The 16,970-nt window shown below is 71.2% G+C and carries 14 protein-coding genes; 9 read left to right on the top strand and 5 right to left on the bottom strand.

Annotated features, from left to right (window positions below; all coding sequences use genetic code 11):
* Positions 1–87 precede the first annotated feature (87 nt).
* From LCN96_RS01260 to hisC, 7 genes are all read left to right on the top strand, one after another.
* Positions 88–1,638, top strand: a complete 1,551-nt coding sequence (locus LCN96_RS01260; protein ID WP_225275893.1) for a glycosyltransferase family 4 protein — start codon at positions 88–90, stop codon at positions 1,636–1,638.
* A gap of 133 nt (positions 1,639–1,771) precedes the next feature.
* Positions 1,772–3,019 carry a nucleotide sugar dehydrogenase gene (locus LCN96_RS01265; protein WP_225270750.1) on the top strand — a complete coding sequence of 416 codons (1,248 nt, stop codon included), beginning with the start codon at positions 1,772–1,774 and terminating at the stop codon, positions 3,017–3,019.
* Between the two features lie 19 nt (positions 3,020–3,038).
* Complete coding sequence (locus tag LCN96_RS01270) at positions 3,039–4,127, top strand: glycosyltransferase (protein ID WP_225270751.1); 1,089 nt, start codon at positions 3,039–3,041, stop codon at positions 4,125–4,127.
* Between the two features lie 33 nt (positions 4,128–4,160).
* On the top strand, positions 4,161–5,981 hold the full coding sequence (locus tag LCN96_RS01275) for a DUF4434 domain-containing protein (RefSeq protein WP_225270752.1): 1,821 nt from the start codon (positions 4,161–4,163) through the stop codon (positions 5,979–5,981).
* Between the two features lie 133 nt (positions 5,982–6,114).
* Positions 6,115–6,780 (top strand): NUDIX hydrolase, encoded by a 666-nt coding sequence (locus tag LCN96_RS01280; RefSeq protein WP_225270753.1) that lies wholly within the window; start codon positions 6,115–6,117, stop codon positions 6,778–6,780.
* Positions 6,781–6,922: 142 nt separating this feature from the next.
* Positions 6,923–8,659, top strand: a complete 1,737-nt coding sequence (locus tag LCN96_RS01285; RefSeq protein ID WP_225270754.1) for a serine/threonine-protein kinase — start codon at positions 6,923–6,925, stop codon at positions 8,657–8,659.
* 21 nt (positions 8,660–8,680) lie between these two features.
* Complete coding sequence (gene hisC / locus LCN96_RS01290; RefSeq protein ID WP_225270755.1) at positions 8,681–9,745, top strand: histidinol-phosphate transaminase; 1,065 nt, start codon at positions 8,681–8,683, stop codon at positions 9,743–9,745.
* An 11-nt stretch (positions 9,746–9,756) separates the two neighbouring features.
* Here the strand turns inward: hisC and LCN96_RS01295 are convergent, their stop codons facing one another.
* Entirely contained in the window at positions 9,757–10,692 is a 936-nt protein-coding gene (locus LCN96_RS01295; protein ID WP_225270756.1) for an SDR family oxidoreductase, read from the bottom strand.
* A gap of 80 nt (positions 10,693–10,772) precedes the next feature.
* Here LCN96_RS01295 and LCN96_RS01300 point away from each other — a divergent pair, with 80 nt between their 5' ends.
* Positions 10,773–11,345 (top strand): TetR/AcrR family transcriptional regulator, encoded by a 573-nt coding sequence (locus LCN96_RS01300; RefSeq protein ID WP_225270757.1) that lies wholly within the window; start codon positions 10,773–10,775, stop codon positions 11,343–11,345.
* A 72-nt stretch (positions 11,346–11,417) separates the two neighbouring features.
* Here the strand turns inward: LCN96_RS01300 and LCN96_RS01305 are convergent, their stop codons facing one another.
* Positions 11,418–12,227 (bottom strand): lytic polysaccharide monooxygenase auxiliary activity family 9 protein, encoded by an 810-nt coding sequence (locus LCN96_RS01305; protein ID WP_225270758.1) that lies wholly within the window; start codon positions 12,225–12,227, stop codon positions 11,418–11,420.
* A gap of 56 nt (positions 12,228–12,283) precedes the next feature.
* Complete coding sequence (locus tag LCN96_RS01310) at positions 12,284–13,231, bottom strand: EamA family transporter (RefSeq protein ID WP_225270759.1); 948 nt, start codon at positions 13,229–13,231, stop codon at positions 12,284–12,286.
* A 131-nt stretch (positions 13,232–13,362) separates the two neighbouring features.
* Between LCN96_RS01310 and LCN96_RS01315 the strand changes: the two genes are divergently transcribed.
* Complete coding sequence (locus LCN96_RS01315; protein WP_225270760.1) at positions 13,363–13,794, top strand: rhodanese-like domain-containing protein; 432 nt, start codon at positions 13,363–13,365, stop codon at positions 13,792–13,794.
* Positions 13,795–14,170: 376 nt separating this feature from the next.
* Here LCN96_RS01315 and LCN96_RS01320 read toward each other — a convergent pair whose 3' ends face one another.
* Both LCN96_RS01320 and murA read right to left on the bottom strand, forming a co-directional pair.
* Positions 14,171–15,460, bottom strand: a complete 1,290-nt coding sequence (locus LCN96_RS01320; RefSeq protein ID WP_148438240.1) for a GTP cyclohydrolase IIa — start codon at positions 15,458–15,460, stop codon at positions 14,171–14,173.
* Between the two features lie 201 nt (positions 15,461–15,661).
* Complete coding sequence (gene murA / locus LCN96_RS01325; protein WP_225270761.1) at positions 15,662–16,927, bottom strand: UDP-N-acetylglucosamine 1-carboxyvinyltransferase; 1,266 nt, start codon at positions 16,925–16,927, stop codon at positions 15,662–15,664.
* Between the last annotated feature and the right edge of the window lie 43 nt (positions 16,928–16,970).

The raw sequence follows: 16,970 nt of genomic DNA on the forward strand, positions 1-16,970 counted from the left end.
AGGGTTTCCGCGAAGTCCGCCCGTGCCGGCGTCGGTGGGCTTCTCAAGGGATTCGTCCAGCATCCGATCATCGTCTCCCGCGTGGTGATGACGAAGGTCAAGTCAGACCCCGTCCGGGTGGCGCAGGCCGCCGCCGACACGCTTCCGCCCGCGTTGCGGCCCATCGTCGGCAGCGTCGCCTGGCCGGCCGCCCGCCGGGCCCGGCGCATGGTGCGCAAGTTCGGCATGCGCGTGGTCAAGGGGCCGTGGAACGAGGCCAAGGAACACTGGGACGCCGGCCGGGTCAGCGAGGCGGCCGCCGTGCTGGAGGCCCACACCAAGTACCCGTTCGTCAAGCGCAGGGCCGCCTACTACCGGGGCGAGCTGGCCGCGATCAGCCCCGACCCGATCCCGCCCGGCCCCAAGGTGGCCATCCTGAGCCGGGTGCGGAACCGGGTCCTGCACGTGGTCACCAACGCCCTGCCGTACACGCAGGCCGGCTACACCGTCCGCACCCACCGCATCGTCACCTCGCAGAAGGCCGCCGGCATCGACCCGCACGTGGTCACGAGCTGGGGCTGGCCGATGCTGCAGGGGCACGCGGACGCGGCGCCGTACGACGAGATAGACGGCATCCCCTACCACCGGCTGCTGCCCGAGCCGCACCGCGAGATGCCGTTCGAGACCCAGGGGCGCATCATCAGAGGCGCCGACCGGGTCACCAAGCTCACCGCCGAGCTACGCCCGCAGGTCCTGCACGCCGCCACCGACCACCGCAACGGCTCGATCGCGCACGCCGTGCGCGACAGGACGGGCACCCCGTTCGTGTACGAGGTCCGCGGCTTCCTGGAGGAGACCTGGGCCTCCCGCGACCCCAAGCGCATCGGCAGCCAGCGGCACGTGCTGCAGCGCGAGCGCGAGGCGTTCCTGATGCGCGAGGCCGACGCGGTCGTCACGCTGGCCGAGACGATGGCCGCCGAGATCGTCGAGCGCGGCGTGCCCCGGGAGAAGATCCACCTGGCGCCCAACGCCGTGGACGACTCGCTGCTGACCGCACACTACGACGGGGCATCCTTCCGCCGCGAGTACGGCATCGCCGACGACGAGATCGTGGTCGGCTCGGTGTCGAGCATCGTGGCCTACGAGGGCTTCGCCACCCTGCTGCGGGCCGCCGCGCTGCTGCGCGACCAGCGGGCCCCCGTCCGCGTGCTCATCGTGGGCGACGGCACCGAGCGGCCCAACCTGCTGGAGCTGGTCGAGGAGCTGGGCCTGAGCACCGCGATCCTGCCGGGACGCGTCGGCCCCGACGAGGCGCTGCAGGCGCAGGACGCCATCGACATCTTCGCCTGCCCGCGCGAGGACCTGCGCGTCTGCCGACTCGTTACACCATTGAAACCCGTCGAGGCGATGGCGCTCGGCAAGCCCGTCGTGCTCAGCGACCTGCCCGCGCTGTCGGAGCTGGTCGGCTCCGACGGCGCCGGGATGCTCGTGCCGGCGGGCGATCCCGCCGAGCTGGCCAAGGCCATCGCCGGGCTGCGCGAGGACCCTGCCAAGCGCGCCGAGATGGGCGAGGCGGGCCGCGCCGAAGTCGCCGCGAAGCGGACGTGGAGCCGCGTTGCCGAGACTTATCAAGCCCTATACCGCTCGCTTGCCGAATGATGACCATGAATCTTCCTCCCACTTGTGACGGGTTCGGTCGCATTAGGCGTGAGCTAGGTGGACTTGAGATAACCTTTGCGACCATGAAGTGTTGTTTCCGGCTCCCAAAGGCACAGCTGTGACAGAAATCGACTTGACTGTCATCGGCCTGGGCTACGTCGGCATGCCTCTCGCCAAGGAGGCTGTGGCCGCCGGCCTGCGGGTCGTCGGCCTGGACGTGGACCCCACCAAGGTCGACGCGCTCAACGCCGGGCAGTCCTACATCGATGACCTGACCGACGCCGACCTCGAGCACATGCTGGCCAGCGGGTTCAGCGCCACGCTCGACGAGACCGTGCTGGCCAGGAGCAACACGATCGTCATCTGCGTGCCCACGCCGCTGGACGACGACCACCGCCCCGACCTGTCCGCGGTCGAGGGAGCCACCAAGACCGTCGCGCGCAACCTCGCCAAGGGCACGCTCGTCGTGCTGGAGTCCACCACCTGGCCCGGCACCACCGACGAGCTGGCCAGGCCGCTGCTGGAGACCTCCGGGCTCAAGGCGGGCGAGGACTTCCACCTGGCCTTCTCGCCCGAGCGCATCGACCCGGGCAACCCCAAGTACGGCCTGCGCAACACCCCGAAGGTCGTCGGCGGCTACACGCCGACCTGCCGCGACCGCGCCACGGCGTTCTACGGGCAGTTTATCGAGCAGGTGGTGCCGGTCAGCGGCACCCGCGAGGCCGAGATGGCCAAGCTGCTGGAGAACACCTACCGGCACGTCAACATCGCCCTCGTCAACGAGATGGCGATCTTCTGCGACGAGCTCGGCATCGACCTGTGGGAGGCCATCGAGGCGGCGGCCACCAAGCCGTTCGGCTTCCACAAGTTCCTGCCGGGGCCGGGCGTCGGGGGGCACTGCATCCCGGTCGACCCGTCGTACCTGTCGTACACGGTGCGCAAGCTCGGTTACCCGTTCCGGTTCGTGGAGCTGGCACAGGAGATCAACGAGCGGATGCCCTCGTACGTGGTCGCCCGCGTACAGCGCTTGCTCAACAGGCATAAGAAGCCCGTGAACGGCGCCAGAGTCGTTATGCTCGGCGTCACCTACAAACCGGATATCGCCGACGAGCGCGAGACCCCGGCCCTGCCCGTGGCGCGTGCGCTGCTGGAGCTGGGTGCGGAGCTCTCGTTCGCCGACCCGTACGTCAAGGAGTGGGCGGTGGACGGCACCCCGGTGCCGCGTGAGGAGGATCTGGCCGAGGCCGTGATCAACGCGGACGTGACGCTGCTCCTGCAGCAGCACGCCGCGTTCGACCTCGACATGGTCGAGGCGAAGGCCAAGCTCGTGCTGGACACCCGCGGCGTGCTCGCCGAGGGTGAACGCGTCGAGCGGCTGTAGCGACGGAGGGCTGCGCGCAGTGCACGTGCTCGTCATGACGGTGGTGCATAACCCCGAGGATGCGAGGATTCTGCATCGGCAGATCCGTGCCCTTGTGGATGCCGGTCATGAGGTCACGTATGCCGCCTCGTTCACCGCACACGGGGTCGTGCCCCGGCCGTGGGTCAACGGGGTCGATCTCCCGCGGGCCGCCCAGCGCAAGCGGATGGCCGCGGTGTGGGCCGCCCGGCGGCTGTTCAAGCGCATGCGCGACAAGGTGGACCTCGTCCTCATCCACGACCCCGAGCTGCTGTTCGCGGTCTGGGGCATCCGCAACAGGCCGCCCGTGGTGTGGGACGTGCACGAGGACACCCCCGCCACGCTGTCGCTCAAGCCGTGGCTGCCCGCGCCGCTGCGGCCGCCGGTGCGCTTCTTCGCCCGCATGCTGGAGGGCACCGCCGAGCGGCACATGCACCTGCTGCTGGCCGAGACGGCGTACGCGGGCCGGTTCAAGCACGCTCACCTGATCGTGCCGAACGAGACCTGGGTGCCCGACTCCGTCACCCCGCCGGGTGACGACCGGATCGTCTACCTCGGGTGGCTGTCCAGGGCGCGCGGCGTGGTCGAGGCGGTCGAGGTGGCCAAGCTGCTGCAGCCGTACCGGGTGGCGGTGGAGCTGATCGGGTACGCCGACCCGCAGAGCCGTCCTATGCTCAACCAGGCCGTCACCGAGGGCCTGCTGGAGTGGCGCGACTTCATGCCCAACGACGAGGCGCTCAAGCGGCTCGACGGGGCGCTCGCGGGGCTGTCGCTGCTGCACGACGAGCCGAACTACCGGCACTCCATGCCGACCAAGATCGTCGAGTACATGGCGCACGGCATCCCCGTCATCACCACCCCGTCGCCGCGCGCGGTCGAGCTGGTCGAGCGCTACGACAGCGGCGTCGTGGTGCCGTGGCAGGACCCGAAGGCGGTCGCGCAGGCCGTGCTGACCCTGCGCGACGACGTGCGGGAGCGGCGGGCCCAGGGCGCGCGCGGCTACGCGGCGGCCCGCGCGAACCACCACTGGCCCAACTCCGCCAAGCGGTTCGTCGCGCAGCTGGAGTCCTGGGCCGGGGTCAAGCCGTAATCGCATCGCAAGAGGGCGGGGTAGGTTTCGAACGTGCGCTGGCTCCTCCTTGCCGCGGGCGCAGCCATCGTGGCCGTGGTCGCCGCCTTGGTGATCGTCCTGCCGCCGGGTGACCCCGACCCCGTGGCCACCGCCACGTCGGCGGCGCCCAAGCCGTCGAGCACCGAGCCGACACCGAAGGTCGACGAGTTCACCGACGACTGTGGAACGTTCGACACCGACAAGAAGGCCCCGTACGCGGTCACCGGCTACTGGATCACCCCCAGGTCGAACCCCTGCACCTGGCGCACCCAGCTCCAGGAGATCCATCGCGTCGGCGGCGACACGATCATCAGGATCGGCTACGGCCTGCAGTTCCGCACGGTGAACGACGCCGGGCGGATCCTCAAGGAAGGCACGGTCGACTCGCTCTACGAGCCCTGCGAGGAGGACGGCCTGAGCTGCCACGACGCCGCCCTCGACGACCTGCGGGAGGCCAACCCGGACAACCGCATCGGCCGCGTGTACGTCTACCGCACCGACGAGCTGTTCGGCCCCGACCTCTTCCGCTGCCCCGCCATGGAGCACGCCGTCAAGGCCGGCAAGCGCACCTACTACCGGCTCATCACCCAGCCGGACGGCTCCGACGACGCCACCTGCGACTTCAGCAGCAAGGCCAGATCGTACGACCTGATCCTGGTGGCCGGCTCCAACCAGGGCGCGGACAGCCTGACCCAGCTCCTCGACCTGGGCGACCAGTTCGGCATGCGCGTCTTCCCCGCGCTGCCGCTGGCCCCCCGCGACTCCAAGAACAAGATCAGGGCCGAGAGGCGCCACCTCGGCACGCTCACCACGCTGACCAGGCGCATCCTCCAGGACTACGGCGCCCGCTTCGAGGGCCGCGACGCGCTCGGCGGCGTGTACCAGCCGTTCGAGGTGCAGATGTCGGCCACCCTGGCCACGAACCCGACGCTGGAGGTCTACGCCGACCAGCACTCCATCGTCGAGCAGGAGCTCGGCAAGCCGATCCTGATCAGCCCCTACCTCGACGCGCGCAAGCGGGTGCCCTTCGGGCAGACCCCCAAGCAGGTGGCCGAGGGGTTCAAGGCCCTGGTGAAGACCGGGGTGGGGATCATCGCGCCGCAGGACAGCCGGGGGACGGGCAAGGTCGGCCTGTTCTGGCCCGACGAGCGCGACAGCGAGGTGGACGAGCGGCTGCAGTCGATGGTGGGGGAGTCGACGTACGACACGGCCTACCACGGCTCGACGCGCGACTACTACCGGGAGATGGCGGCGGCCCGGGAGGAGCTGCTCGACCAGGGCTATCACGTGGAGCTGTGGGCGAACGTCGAGGCGTTCGAGCCGTCGGGCGACCAGCCGTGCGCGCCGACGGGCTCACGCGGCAAGACCGACAAGAAGCGCCTGGATCAGGCGGTGACGATGGCCGGGCGTTATGTTCAGAAGATCGTCTCCTATATGTGGAGCGATTTCATGACATGTGGTGATCCGTCGCTCGAAACGGAGATTGCCCGGGATTGGCAGCGGCCGATCGCGGTGGACGCCATCCGGCGCCCGCGCGACGTCCAGGACGGGGTGGAGGTCCGCGGCTACAACCTCAAGGACAGCACCATCACCATCACGTGGTCCGGGGGGAGCAAGGATCTGGTGGTGTCGGCTGTGGGGTGGCTGGACGAGGACCCGATCGAGGAGGAGCTGCCGGTGGGGATGGCCACCGCGTGGGTGCCGTTCGACTGGACTCAGGTGCCTGCCGGGGAGTGGGTGCAGATCGGGGTCAAGCTCCCGTCGGGGCAGGCGGCCACGGAGCCGCTGCACGTGCGGATCTCCACGCAGGCGGCTGCGACACCGGGCGGCTGACCCTCGCCGGCCGACCGGCTGTGACGGTTCGTACGGTCTGTGCGGCGGGCTGGTGCGGCGAGGGTCGTACGGCGGGTTGACGTGGCCTTCGTCCGGTTCGCTGGCTCGTACTCCTGCGTGTAACGTGCCTGCCATGGTCCCGAGCATCCCGGTCAGTGTCGACCTGGTCGTGCTCACCGTACGCAACCAGGCGTTGTGCGCGCTCGTGTGGCGCCGCGACAACCCGCCGTTCCTGCGCCGCTGGTCACTCCCCGGCGGCTTCATCCAGCTCGACGAAGACCTCCCGGCCGCCGCCCACCGCATCCTCGCCGAACGCGCCGGCCTCCCCGGCGCCCCGGTCCACCTGGAGCAGCTCCAGACGTACGGCTACCCGGACCGCGACCCCCGCCAGCGCGTCCTGAGCGTCGCCTACCTCGGCCTGGCCCCCGACCTCCCGGCCTCCGAGAAGGCCCACATGAGCTGGCAACCCATCGACTCCCTCGCCGTCATGGCCTTCGACCACCGCCGCATCATGCTCGACGGCATCGAGCGGGCGCGCGGCAAGCTGGAGTACACCTCGCTCGGAGCGGCCTTCTGCCCCCCGCAGTTCACGGTCGCCGACCTCCGCAGGGTGTACGAGATCGTCTGGGGCCGCCAGCTCGACCCCCGCAACTTCCACCGCAAGGTCACCAAGGCCGAGGGCTTCCTGCTGGAGACGGGCGGCACCACCACCCGCGACGGCGGCCGCCCGGCCAAGCTCTACCGCCGCGGCCCCGCCGAGCTCCTCCACCCTCCGATGCTCCGCAGCCTCAAGGAGTAACCCTCACATCCCCCAGCCTTCAGAGCTGGGACCCCCACCATCCACGACAAGCTCGGCGCCAGTCGTGGAACAGCCAGTCCCGCAAGGTGACGAATGGTGATGAATCGGTGACGCACCCACCCGGTCCCCTCTAGGATCTGAGATGCCCGTACCCCCCGGCGACAAGGAGACGACGGTTGATCGCGACGGCGGCGGCGCGGTGACGTTGCTCGCGGGCCGCTACCGGCTGCTGGATCAGCTCGGGCAGGGCGGCATGGGCACCGTCTGGCGGGCCATGGACGAGCTTCTGCGCCAGGAAGTGGCGATCAAGGAGGTCAAGCTCCCGCCGGATCTCGACCAGGCGGCGCGCACGGAGCTGGCCGACCGCACGCTGCGCGAGGCGCGCGCCGCGGCGGCGCTGCGCGACCACCCCTCCATCGTGACCGTGCACGACGTGGTGCTCGACGACGGGCGGCCCTGGATCGTCATGGAGCTCGTCCGCGGCCGTGCACTCGACCGGGTGGTACGCGACGAGGGCCCCCTGCCGCCTGGCCGGGTCGCCGGGATCGGCCTGCGGATGATCGAGGCGCTGTCGGCCGCCCACGCGTCCGGCATCCTGCACCGCGACGTCAAGCCCGCGAACGTCATGCTCACCGACGACGGCCGGGTGCTGCTGACGGACTTCGGCATCGCCACCATCGCCGGTGACGTGGCGCTCACCCAGACCGGGCTGCTGAGCGGCTCGCCCGGCTACATCGCCCCCGAGCGGCTGCGCGGCGAGCCCGACGGCCCGCCCGCCGACCTGTGGTCGCTGGGCGCCACGCTGTTCACGGCGGTGGAGGGCGCCCCGCCGTTCTCCCGGCACAACGAGGCCGCCGTGCTGGCGGCGGTGCTGATGCAGGAGCCGGCCCCGTTCCGGCTGGCGGGTCCGCTCGGGCCGGTGCTGGCCGCGATCCTGGAGAAGGACCCCGCCCGGCGCTGCACCCCGGAGCAGGCGACCGGCTGGCTGACGGCCATCGCCCAGGGCACCGACCCGCCCGCGCACCTGGGCGCGACCGGGGCCCGGGGCACGCATCCACCCGGCGCGTCAGGCACGCACCCTCCCATCGGGCCGAGCGGTCCCGCGGGCACGCACCCACCTGCCGGGCCAGGCGGTTCAGCGGTCACACACCCGCCCATCGGACCAGGCGGTCACGCGACCGGTCCCCCCTTCGGCCAGGGCCAGACCATGCCCGGCCGACGCCGGCGCCGCCGCACCAAGGTCCTCCTGGGCGCGACCCTCGCGCTCGTCCTGACGGCCGCCGCCGCCGTCGTGGTGGTGCCGCAGGTCTTCCCGAACGCCATCCGCCTCATCGGCTACGCCCTGGCGCCCCGCACCACCTACACCCCGTCCCCCCGCCCCAGCGCGACCAGAACCACCCCGGCCCCCGCGCTCATCGGCGAGTTCGAGGCGTGCGACCTGCTGACGAACGCCCAGGTCCGCTCCCTGTTCGGGCATTCGGTGAAGCGCCAGTGGGTGGTGGAGTCGAGCTGCACGTGGCGCGGCGGCAGCTTCCAGGTGCTGACGCTGATGGCCTACCGGGCGCCGAGCGCCTCGCTCGCGGACATGATGCACAAGCAGACCGTGAAGATGATGCAGGACGAGCCGAAACGCACCCCGGGCACCAAAGTCCGCCAAGGTCCGTCGGTGGGCGACGGCGGATTCAGTCACACGGGCCCCATGCCCTTCAGCTGGCAGGGCTCGCAGATCTACTCGACGAAGGTCGCCTTCACGCAGGCGAACGTCTCGGTGACCATCACCGTGCAGGGCGGCAAGCGCGGGTACGCCGCCGCCGACAAGGCCGCCGAGCTGGTCAGCGCGGCGCTGGGCAAGCGTGGGCAGGGCAAGGGTACGGGTTGAAGCCTCATCTAAAGTGATGCCATGCCTCGTTTCCGCCGCATCCTGGACACCATGGCCGCCTACAAGCCGGGCAAGGCGGTCGCCGCCCCCGACGGGCGCTCGTACAAGCTGTCCTCCAACGAATCCCCGTACGACCCGCTGCCCTCCGTGGTCGAGGCCATCGCCGAGGGTGCGCGGCAGGTCAACCGCTACCCCGACCCCGGCGCGGTCAAGCTGACCGAGGCGATCGCGGAGCGCTTCGACGTGCCGGCCGAGCACGTCGCGCTCGGCCCGGGGTCCGTGACGGTGGCGCAGCAGCTGTTCGAGTCGGTGGGGGAGCCCGGCGTCGAGGTCGTGTACGCGTGGCGGTCGTTCGAGGCCTACCCGCTGCTCGCGGACCTGGCCGGGGTGACGTCCGTCATGGTGCCGCTGGCGGGCGAGGACCACGACCTGGACGCCATGGCCGACGCGATCACCGAGAGGACCGGCATGGTGTTCGTGTGCAACCCGAACAACCCGACCGGCACCGCGATCCGCCGGGGCGCACTGGAGTCGTTCCTGGACCGGGTCCCCGAGGACGTGCTGGTGGTGCTGGACGAGGCGTACCGCGAGTACGTACGTGACGAGGACGTCCCCGACGGCCTCGCGCTCTACCGCGACCGGCCGAACGTCGCCGTGCTGCGCACCTTCTCCAAGGCGTACGGGCTGGCGGGCCTGCGCGTCGGCTACCTGATCGCGCCCGAGCCGGTGGCGACGGCCGTCCGCAAGACGGTCATCCCGTTCGCGGTGAACCACCTCGCCCAGATCGCCGCCATCGCCTCGCTGCAGGCGGAGGACGAGCTCCAGGAGCGGGTCGAGGCGGTGGTCAAGGAGCGCACCCGCGTGCGCGAGGCGCTCATCGCGCAGGGCTGGACGGTGCCGCCCACCGAGGCGAACTTCGTCTGGCTCCGCCTCGGCGCGCAGACCCCGGTCTTCGCCGCGGCCTGCGCCGCGCAGGGCGTGGCGGTGCGGCCGTACGGGGAGGAGGGGGTGCGCGTGTCGATCGGCTCCCCGGAGGCCAACGACGCGTTCCTGGCCGCAGCCGAGGAGTTCCTGCACACCAAGTAGCCGCATGGTCCTCAGGTCGCGAAGTAGTGGCCCAGGTCGAGGTCGGCGAGCAGGCCGGGGTGGGCCGGCTGCCAGCCGAGCAGGCGCCGCGTGCGCTCGCTGGAGGTCGGGTTGTCGAGCGGGACGATGCCCGCCAGGAACCCGAAGTGCTCCTGCGCCCGCTCGGCCGGGATGGCGGCGACGGGCACGTCCAGGTGACGGCCGATGGCCTCGGCGAGCTGCCTGAACGGCACGCCCTCGTCCCCGACGGCGTGCAGCCGTGACCCGGCCGGCGCCTGCTCCAGAGCCAGCCGGTACACGCGGGCGGCGTCCAGGGTGTGCACGGCGGGCCAGCGGTTGCCACCGTCGCCGAGGTAACCGGACACACCCGTGGCCCGGGCGGTGGCGATGAGCATCGGGACGAAGCCGTGCCGGTCCAGCTCGCTGTGCACGGTCGGGGGCAGCCGGACCACCGAGGACCTGATGCCGCTCCCGGCGAGGTCGACGGCCAGGTTCTCGGCGCCGGCCCTGGCCAGCAGCCCGGGGCCGGGCGCCAGCACCACATCCTCCGCAGCGGCGCGTCCCGGCTCCGTGGCGGCATGCTCCGGCGCGTGCGACAACATCCCCGTCCCCGACGTGCCCACGAAGGGCTTCCCGGTGCCCGCGAGCGCCTCGCGAAAGGCCCGCAAGGCCGCCAGATCGGCCTCGACGGCGCTCGCGTAGTCCCCCGCGACCATGGCGTCGTGCTTGAACGCGAGATGGATCACCCCGTCGGCATCGGCGGCGGCCTCGCGCAGACCGCCCAGGTCGTCGAGATCGCCCGGCCGGACCTCGGCGCCCAGCGCCGTCAACGCGGCGGCCGAGGTCTCGGAACGGGCGAGGCCGACGACCTCATGACCGGCGGAGAGCAGCTCGGGCACGACGGCCGAGCCGAGGTGGCCGGAAGCTCCGGTGACGAACACACGCATGACACTGCCTCCTGATAGGACTTGGTCTCATCACCGTAGCACGGCGATAGGACCAAGTCTCATCACGTAGACTGTGACGCATGGGGCGATGGGAGCCGAACGCGCGTGAGCGCCTGGAACGCGCGGCGCTGGAGCTGTTCGTGGAGCGGGGTTACGACAGCACCACCGCCGCGGAGATCGCCGAGCGGGCCGGGCTGGCGAAGAGCAGTTTCTTCCGGCACTTCACCGACAAGCGGGAGGTGCTGTTCGGCGGCCAGGACGTGCTCAACCGCCTGTTCGCCGACGCGATCACGGGCGCTCCCGCCGGGGCGACGCCGATCGAGGCGCTCAGGGCGGCGCTGGACGCCATGGCGGGCGTCTTCACCGCCGACCGGCACGCGTGGGCGCGCCAGCGGCAGGCGATCGTGGCCGGTCACGACGACCTGCGCGAGCGCGAGCTGCTCAAGCTCGCCGCGCTGACCGAGGGCATGGCGGCCGCGCTGCGCGAACGCGGCGTGCCCGACCCGGCCGCGAGCCTGGCGGCCGAGCTCGGCTGCCTCGCCTTCCGCAACGCCTACGCCCGCTGGGCCGACCCGGCCAACGAGCAGGGCTTCGCCGACCTCGCCCGCCGCGAGCTGGACGACCTGCGCGCCGCCACCGCCGCCCTGACCTGACCGGCACCCGCCCCGACCGGCCGGTTGCGCCCGGATGGCGAGGCGGCCGGCCGCATCCGCCTGGGCGGCCGGTTACCGCTGCCAGCGGTGCCGGCGGCGCGAGATCAGCAGTCCGGTGGCCCCCGCGCACCCGGCCAGCACGACCGACCCGCCGACCAGCCAGCTCGCGTCCCGTTCACCGACGCGAGCCACCCGACCGGCCGCCGCGGGCCGAGCAGGCGGCGCGGCGGCGGCGGCAGCCCCCTTGGCCGCCCGCTGGAAGACCACGTCGGAGCAGGAGTAGTAGGTGTCCGGGGTATCGGAGTTCTGCCACACCGCGTAGATCAGATGACGACCACTCCGCACAGGCAACCGCCCCGAGAACGTATAGGACCCGTCCTTCAGCTCAGGATCGGTGACGGTGAGGAACGGCTTCCGCTCCAGATCCGCCCACCGCAAGGGCCGCGCGGGATCGTACCCCTTCTTGGTGACGTACAGCCGGAAGACCCCCCGATGCGGGATGGTGCCGCGGTATCGGAAGGCGAACCGCGCACCGGCCCGCACCGTGGTCGCGGGCCAGTCGGCCCGAGCCAGGTCGAGCCCCTTGAACGCGGCCAGCCCACCACTGCACAGCTTCCCGTCGGGAACCACCTGCCGATCCCGCCCGGCGACGTTCGCGACGCGGAGATCGTCCCAGCTGCGAGGCAGCACACCACCGCTGACCCGCACCGCCGCCCGGCAGGCCGCCGAGTTGGCCGCCTGCCTGGGCCCTTCCGCCCCGCAGGCGGCGGCCCGGCTGAGCGGGTCCTCCAGCGCGCCGTGCGCGCCCGCGGGCCCACCGGCCACGAGCACCGCCGGCGACAGCAGCGCGACCATCACGATCCCTGTCCGGTACGACCACATCCGCCGAACCTCCCGCCCTCTTCCACGGGGAGGTACGGCCTCGGGCCGCCCCGGGTTCAGCGGGAGGCGGGGACGGTCTCGGGTGTGGGTGCCGCCCGGGCCTTGGCGCGCCGCTCCGTGGAGACCACCAGGGCGACGCCGAGCAGGATCACCAGGCCGCCGAGCACGATCTGCACGGTCACGTGCTCGTTGACGATCAGCACGCCCAGGATGACGGCGACGATCGGGTTGACGTAGGCGTACGTCGAGACCAGCGAGATCGGCGCGTTGCCCAGCAGCCAGGTGTAGGCGGTGAACCCGACGAGCGACCCCACCAGCACCAGGTACGCCAGCGCCGCCCACGACCGCCCCGACACGGCCGCCAGGTCGAACCGCTCCCCGACGGAGGCGCCGACCACGGCCAGCCCCATGCCGCCGGCGAGCATCTCGACGGCGCTGGCCGTCCACACGTTGGGTGGCATGGGGATGCGCGACGACAGGAACGAGCCGATCGACCAGGACACGGACCCGAGCAGGATCACCACGATCCCGGTCGTGCCGGCGCTCTCGCCGCCGCCGTTCAGCGACAGCGCGGCCACCCCGCCGAACCCGACCAGCACCCCCACCAGCGTCAGCAGCGCGGGCCGGTCCCTGAAGGCGAGCCTGAGCACCACCAGCCACAGCGGCACCGACGCCACGAGCAGCGCGGCCAGCCCGCTGGAGATGTGCTGCTCGGCCACCGCCACCATGCCGTTGCCGCCGGTCAGCAGCAGCAGCCCGACGAGTGCGGCGCCGCCGAGCTGCTTCAGCGTCATCCTGAAGGGCGCCAGCCTCTTCGTGACGAGCAGGAAGCCCGCGAGCAGCAGACCGGCTGCCACGAACCGCAAGGAGCCGTGGAACAGCGGCGGCATGGTCTCGATGGCGATCTTGATGCCGAGGTACGTCGAGCCCCACACCACGTAGACGATCGCCAGCGCGCCCCAGATCATGAGCGTCCGTCGACCGTCAGCAGCGTTTGCACTCATGACTCATGAACCTACAGGGCGAAACCGACAAAAGCCCGCGAGTATCAGACTTCGGACTCTGGCGGGATATTAGCGGTAGGCGGCTTTCGCGCCACTGGTGGCCCCACGAGCGCTCCGGGCAGGATCGAGCCATGTCGAACGAGCCCGCCATCGCGCACTTCACCGCCCGCCTGTCCTTCGAGACCGACGTCGCCGACGTGGCCGCCGACCTGGCCGCCTCGGCCCCCGGCCTGGTCGTCGTCGACTCGCGCAGCCGCGAGAGCTGGGACCAGGGCCACATCGAGGGCGCCGTGCATCTGCCGCACCGCGAGATCGCCACCAGGGCGGCGGCGCTGATCCCGAAGGACGCGCTGGTCGTCACCTACTGCTGGGGCCCAGGCTGCAACGGCGCCACCCGGGCCGCGCTGGAGTTCGCCAAGCTGGGCTACCGGGTCAAGGAGATGATCGGCGGCTTCGAGTACTGGGCGCGGGAGGGCTTCGCCGTGGAGACCGCCTCGGGCGTCACCCGCCGCCCGGTGGACGCGCTGACGGCGCCGATTTCCGGTGCCGCCTGTGCGTGCTGACCGGTGCCCGTACGGCCCTCCAGCGCCCCCACAGCGCCGTACAGCCGTCTTTCCGGCCCGGTAACGCCACAACTCCGCCCGAAACCCATCGGATCAGTACCACCGGACAGGGCGGTTGCTCGAAATCGTCGGTAACCCGGCGCATTCGTTCATGAAGAACGACACACCTCGGCGCGGGCTCGCGGAGGAAGAATTTGGTGCCCCCGTCCGAATCCCGTCGATCGGGGGCGTCGGAGAACATACCCCCATCTCCACGGGCCAACCAATAAGTTCACAAGAGTCAAGCCGCATGTTCGCGAACCTGACACTTTCCGTCAATGTCCGGGGCATGCGAAGGGGCGGGCCCGCCTCGGCGGGCCCGCTCCATGGCGCCGGCTCAGCGCGGTCCGAGCTTCTCCACGATCAGCCGGTAGAGCTGGCGCGGCCTGCCGGGCTGCGGCGTACGGTTCGGCGGAAGCGGCCACGCGAGTCCCTCGTCAACCAACGTGCGCAGCAACCGCCGGGCCGTACGAGGCGTGACCCCGAGCATCTTGCCGGCGCCCTCGGCATCGACCACGGTGTCGCCGCCTTCGAGCTTGGCCGCCAGCCTGGCCAGCACCTCCACCCCCTTGGGCTTCAGCGCGGTGGCCCCGGTCGGCGGCATCCGCGGGGCCGGGATGAGCGCCCGCCCCTCGCGGTCGACCGCGAAGCCCTGTGCCTGCTTGCCCGCCTGCGTGCGGGCCAGCGCGGCCCTGGCGTGCGACTCGGCGTCGTGCGTCGTGCGCCCCATGCCGACCCCGACTTCGACCGCCAGCCCCAGCTCGTCCCTGATCCTGGCGGCGAACGGCAACACCCTGAACCCGTCGGTCGCCGCCGCGATCGAGCCCCTGGTGGCGGTCACCAGGTAGCTGTGATCGTCGATCGGCCAGACGGTGGCGTTGATCCGGTTCGCCTCCTGGACCAGGAGCCGGTGCAGCGACAGCCGCAGCTCGTCGCGCCAGTAACGCGGCGCGGCGCGGCGTACGGGCTCCCGCAATGTCGGCACCTCCACCAGCACCACGGTGAGCTGCGACTCCTCCAGCCGGTGATGCGCGCCGAGCAGCGCCGCTGTGTGCAGCGCCGTGCGGACCGCCGCGGAGGTCGGCCTGATCCTGATGACCGGTACGCCCGCGGTGTGCAGGCGTTCGGCCACCGCGGGCAGGCACGTCAGAGCTCCCGTGGTGGCGCCCTGCCGGGCCAGGCGTTCGTGGTAGGCCGCGATCGTGCCGGTGGCGCCCGGCTCGTCGCGGCTGTGCACGTCCGCCGCGGGGATGCCGAGGTCGGTGTACGCCTCCTCGACATCGGCCCTGCTGACCACGTCGATGCTGACCCGCTGCGGGTCCATCCGGGTGTCCAGCGCCGCCTTGGCCAGCGCCGCCACCAATGCTGCTCCGCCGAGTTGCACGTACGTCGCGGGCATCGTCAGCACGCCCGATCGCCTGGCCAGGTCATAGGGGACCGGGCTGGCGAACAGGCACGCGTCGACACCGGGACCGAGCCTCGTCACCTTGTCGGGCGCCTCCTGCTCGTCGCGGTACGCCGCGGCGACCAGGCGACACGGAAGCGGTGCCGCGGCGTGACCCATCAGCATGACTCGCTCGACCAGGTCGTGGGGTCCGACCACGCCGATGGTGAGGTCCGGTGTCATAGCGCCCGGGCGTGACACTCGGGGAGTTTCTTCGGCCCTCTCGACCAATGTTCGTCCCATCCTGCCGTCCGTTGCAGTGCTCTCTTTTGGAACGATCGCTCGCGGGGGCCGTAATGTCACGCCCGACTTTTCCGGAAAGCCGTTCTGGTTGACCGCCCGACAACATGTTTTAGCAGCTCAAGGAGGTATTTCTCGCGTTTTTTAGCGTTCGGAAATCTCTCGTGTAATGTCCGCCCCGAGCGCGCGCATTCGCGCGGCGAGATGCGCGTGACCGCGATCGATCAGGTATCCCGAGTCGATCAGGGTCTCGCCTTCGGCCGCCAGCCCGGCGAGCACGAGCGCGATGCCGGAGCGCAGGTCGTGCGCCGTCACCTGGGCGCCCTTGAGCGGCGTGCGGCCGCGCACGATCGCCCGGCTGCCGTCGACCTCGACGTTGGCGCCCATCTTGTTCAGCTCGCCGGCCAGCGCGAAACGGCCGTCGAAGATGCGCTCGTGGATGTAGCTGGTGCCCTCGGCCAGCGCCGCGACGGTCATCATCGGCGACTGCAGGTCGGTGGCGAAGCCGGGGTAGGTGTCGGTGATGATGTTGATCGGACGCAGCGGGCCGTCGCAACGGACGTGCAGGACGGCACCCTGGCGGTGGAACTCGACCCCCATCTGCTCCAGCTTGTAGCGCACGACCCCCAGGTCCAGGCCGGTGCCCACGAGGCTGACCTCGCCCCCGGTGAGCGCCGCCGCCATCGCGAAGACGCCCGCGTCGAGGCGGTCGGGCATCACGGTGTGCTCGACGGCGTGCAGCTCGTCCACGCCCTCGACGGTGATGAACCCGGTGCCGCCGCCGCTGATGCGCGCGCCCATCTTGGTGAGCATGTCGATGACGTCGAGCACCTCCGGCTCCAGCGCCGCGTTCTCGATCACGGTGGTGCCCCTGGCCAGAGCGGCTGCCATGATGAGGTTTTCTGTGCCGGTGTGCGAGGGGGTGTCGAGGTAGAGCGTCGCCCCGGTCAGCCCGGACGCCTTGACGTGGATGACGGTCTCACCCTCGTCCACGATCGCGCCCAGCCGCTTGTAGCCGAGGTAGTGGAAGTCGAGGTTGCGGCTGCCGAGGTTGCAGCCGCCGACCCCTTCGACGATCGCCTCGCCGAGGCGGTGCAGCAGCGCCGGGGTGAACAGCACCGAGCCGCGGAACCGCCTGGCGATCTCGGCGGGCAATACGGGGCTGTTCAGCCGGGAGGCGTCGATGACCAGCGTGCGCTCGGACTCGTGCAGCTCGACGTACGCACCGATCGCCTCGGCCAGCTCGACCGCGCGGCGGACGTCTTCGATGATCGGCACGTTGCGCAGGACGGTGCGGCCTTTCGGGGCGAGCAGGGCCGCACCGATCATGGGCAGCACGGCGTTCTTCGCGCCCTGAATGAACGCGGTTCCACGCAGTGCGTTGCCACCGCGCACGCGGTAACGGACCATTCGTGCGGCTCCTTGAAATCAACGGTGAGGGCTCGATCGGGCC

The organism is Nonomuraea gerenzanensis, from assembly GCF_020215645.1.
In the GTDB taxonomy this organism is placed as follows: Bacteria; Actinomycetota; Actinomycetes; order Streptosporangiales; family Streptosporangiaceae; genus Nonomuraea; species Nonomuraea gerenzanensis.

What these genes read in the sequence shown, in the direction of transcription:
- LCN96_RS01295 (WP_225270756.1), bottom strand. Translation starts at nt 10,692, where the DNA reads ATGCGTGTGTTCGTCACCGGAGCTTCCGGCCACCTCGGCTCGGCCGTC.
- LCN96_RS01320 (WP_148438240.1), bottom strand. Translation starts at nt 15,460, where the DNA reads ATGACACCGGACCTCACCATCGGCGTGGTCGGACCCCACGACCTGGTC.
- LCN96_RS01310 (WP_225270759.1), bottom strand. Translation starts at nt 13,231, where the DNA reads ATGAGTGCAAACGCTGCTGACGGTCGACGGACGCTCATGATCTGGGGC.
- hisC (WP_225270755.1), top strand. Translation starts at nt 8,681, where the DNA reads ATGCCTCGTTTCCGCCGCATCCTGGACACCATGGCCGCCTACAAGCCG.
- LCN96_RS01315 (WP_225270760.1), top strand. Translation starts at nt 13,363, where the DNA reads ATGTCGAACGAGCCCGCCATCGCGCACTTCACCGCCCGCCTGTCCTTC.
- LCN96_RS01260 (WP_225275893.1), top strand. Translation starts at nt 88, where the DNA reads ATGACGAAGGTCAAGTCAGACCCCGTCCGGGTGGCGCAGGCCGCCGCC.
- LCN96_RS01300 (WP_225270757.1), top strand. Translation starts at nt 10,773, where the DNA reads ATGGGGCGATGGGAGCCGAACGCGCGTGAGCGCCTGGAACGCGCGGCG.
- murA (WP_225270761.1), bottom strand. Translation starts at nt 16,927, where the DNA reads ATGGTCCGTTACCGCGTGCGCGGTGGCAACGCACTGCGTGGAACCGCG.
- LCN96_RS01280 (WP_225270753.1), top strand. Translation starts at nt 6,115, where the DNA reads ATGGTCCCGAGCATCCCGGTCAGTGTCGACCTGGTCGTGCTCACCGTA.
- LCN96_RS01305 (WP_225270758.1), bottom strand. Translation starts at nt 12,227, where the DNA reads ATGTGGTCGTACCGGACAGGGATCGTGATGGTCGCGCTGCTGTCGCCG.
- LCN96_RS01285 (WP_225270754.1), top strand. Translation starts at nt 6,923, where the DNA reads ATGCCCGTACCCCCCGGCGACAAGGAGACGACGGTTGATCGCGACGGC.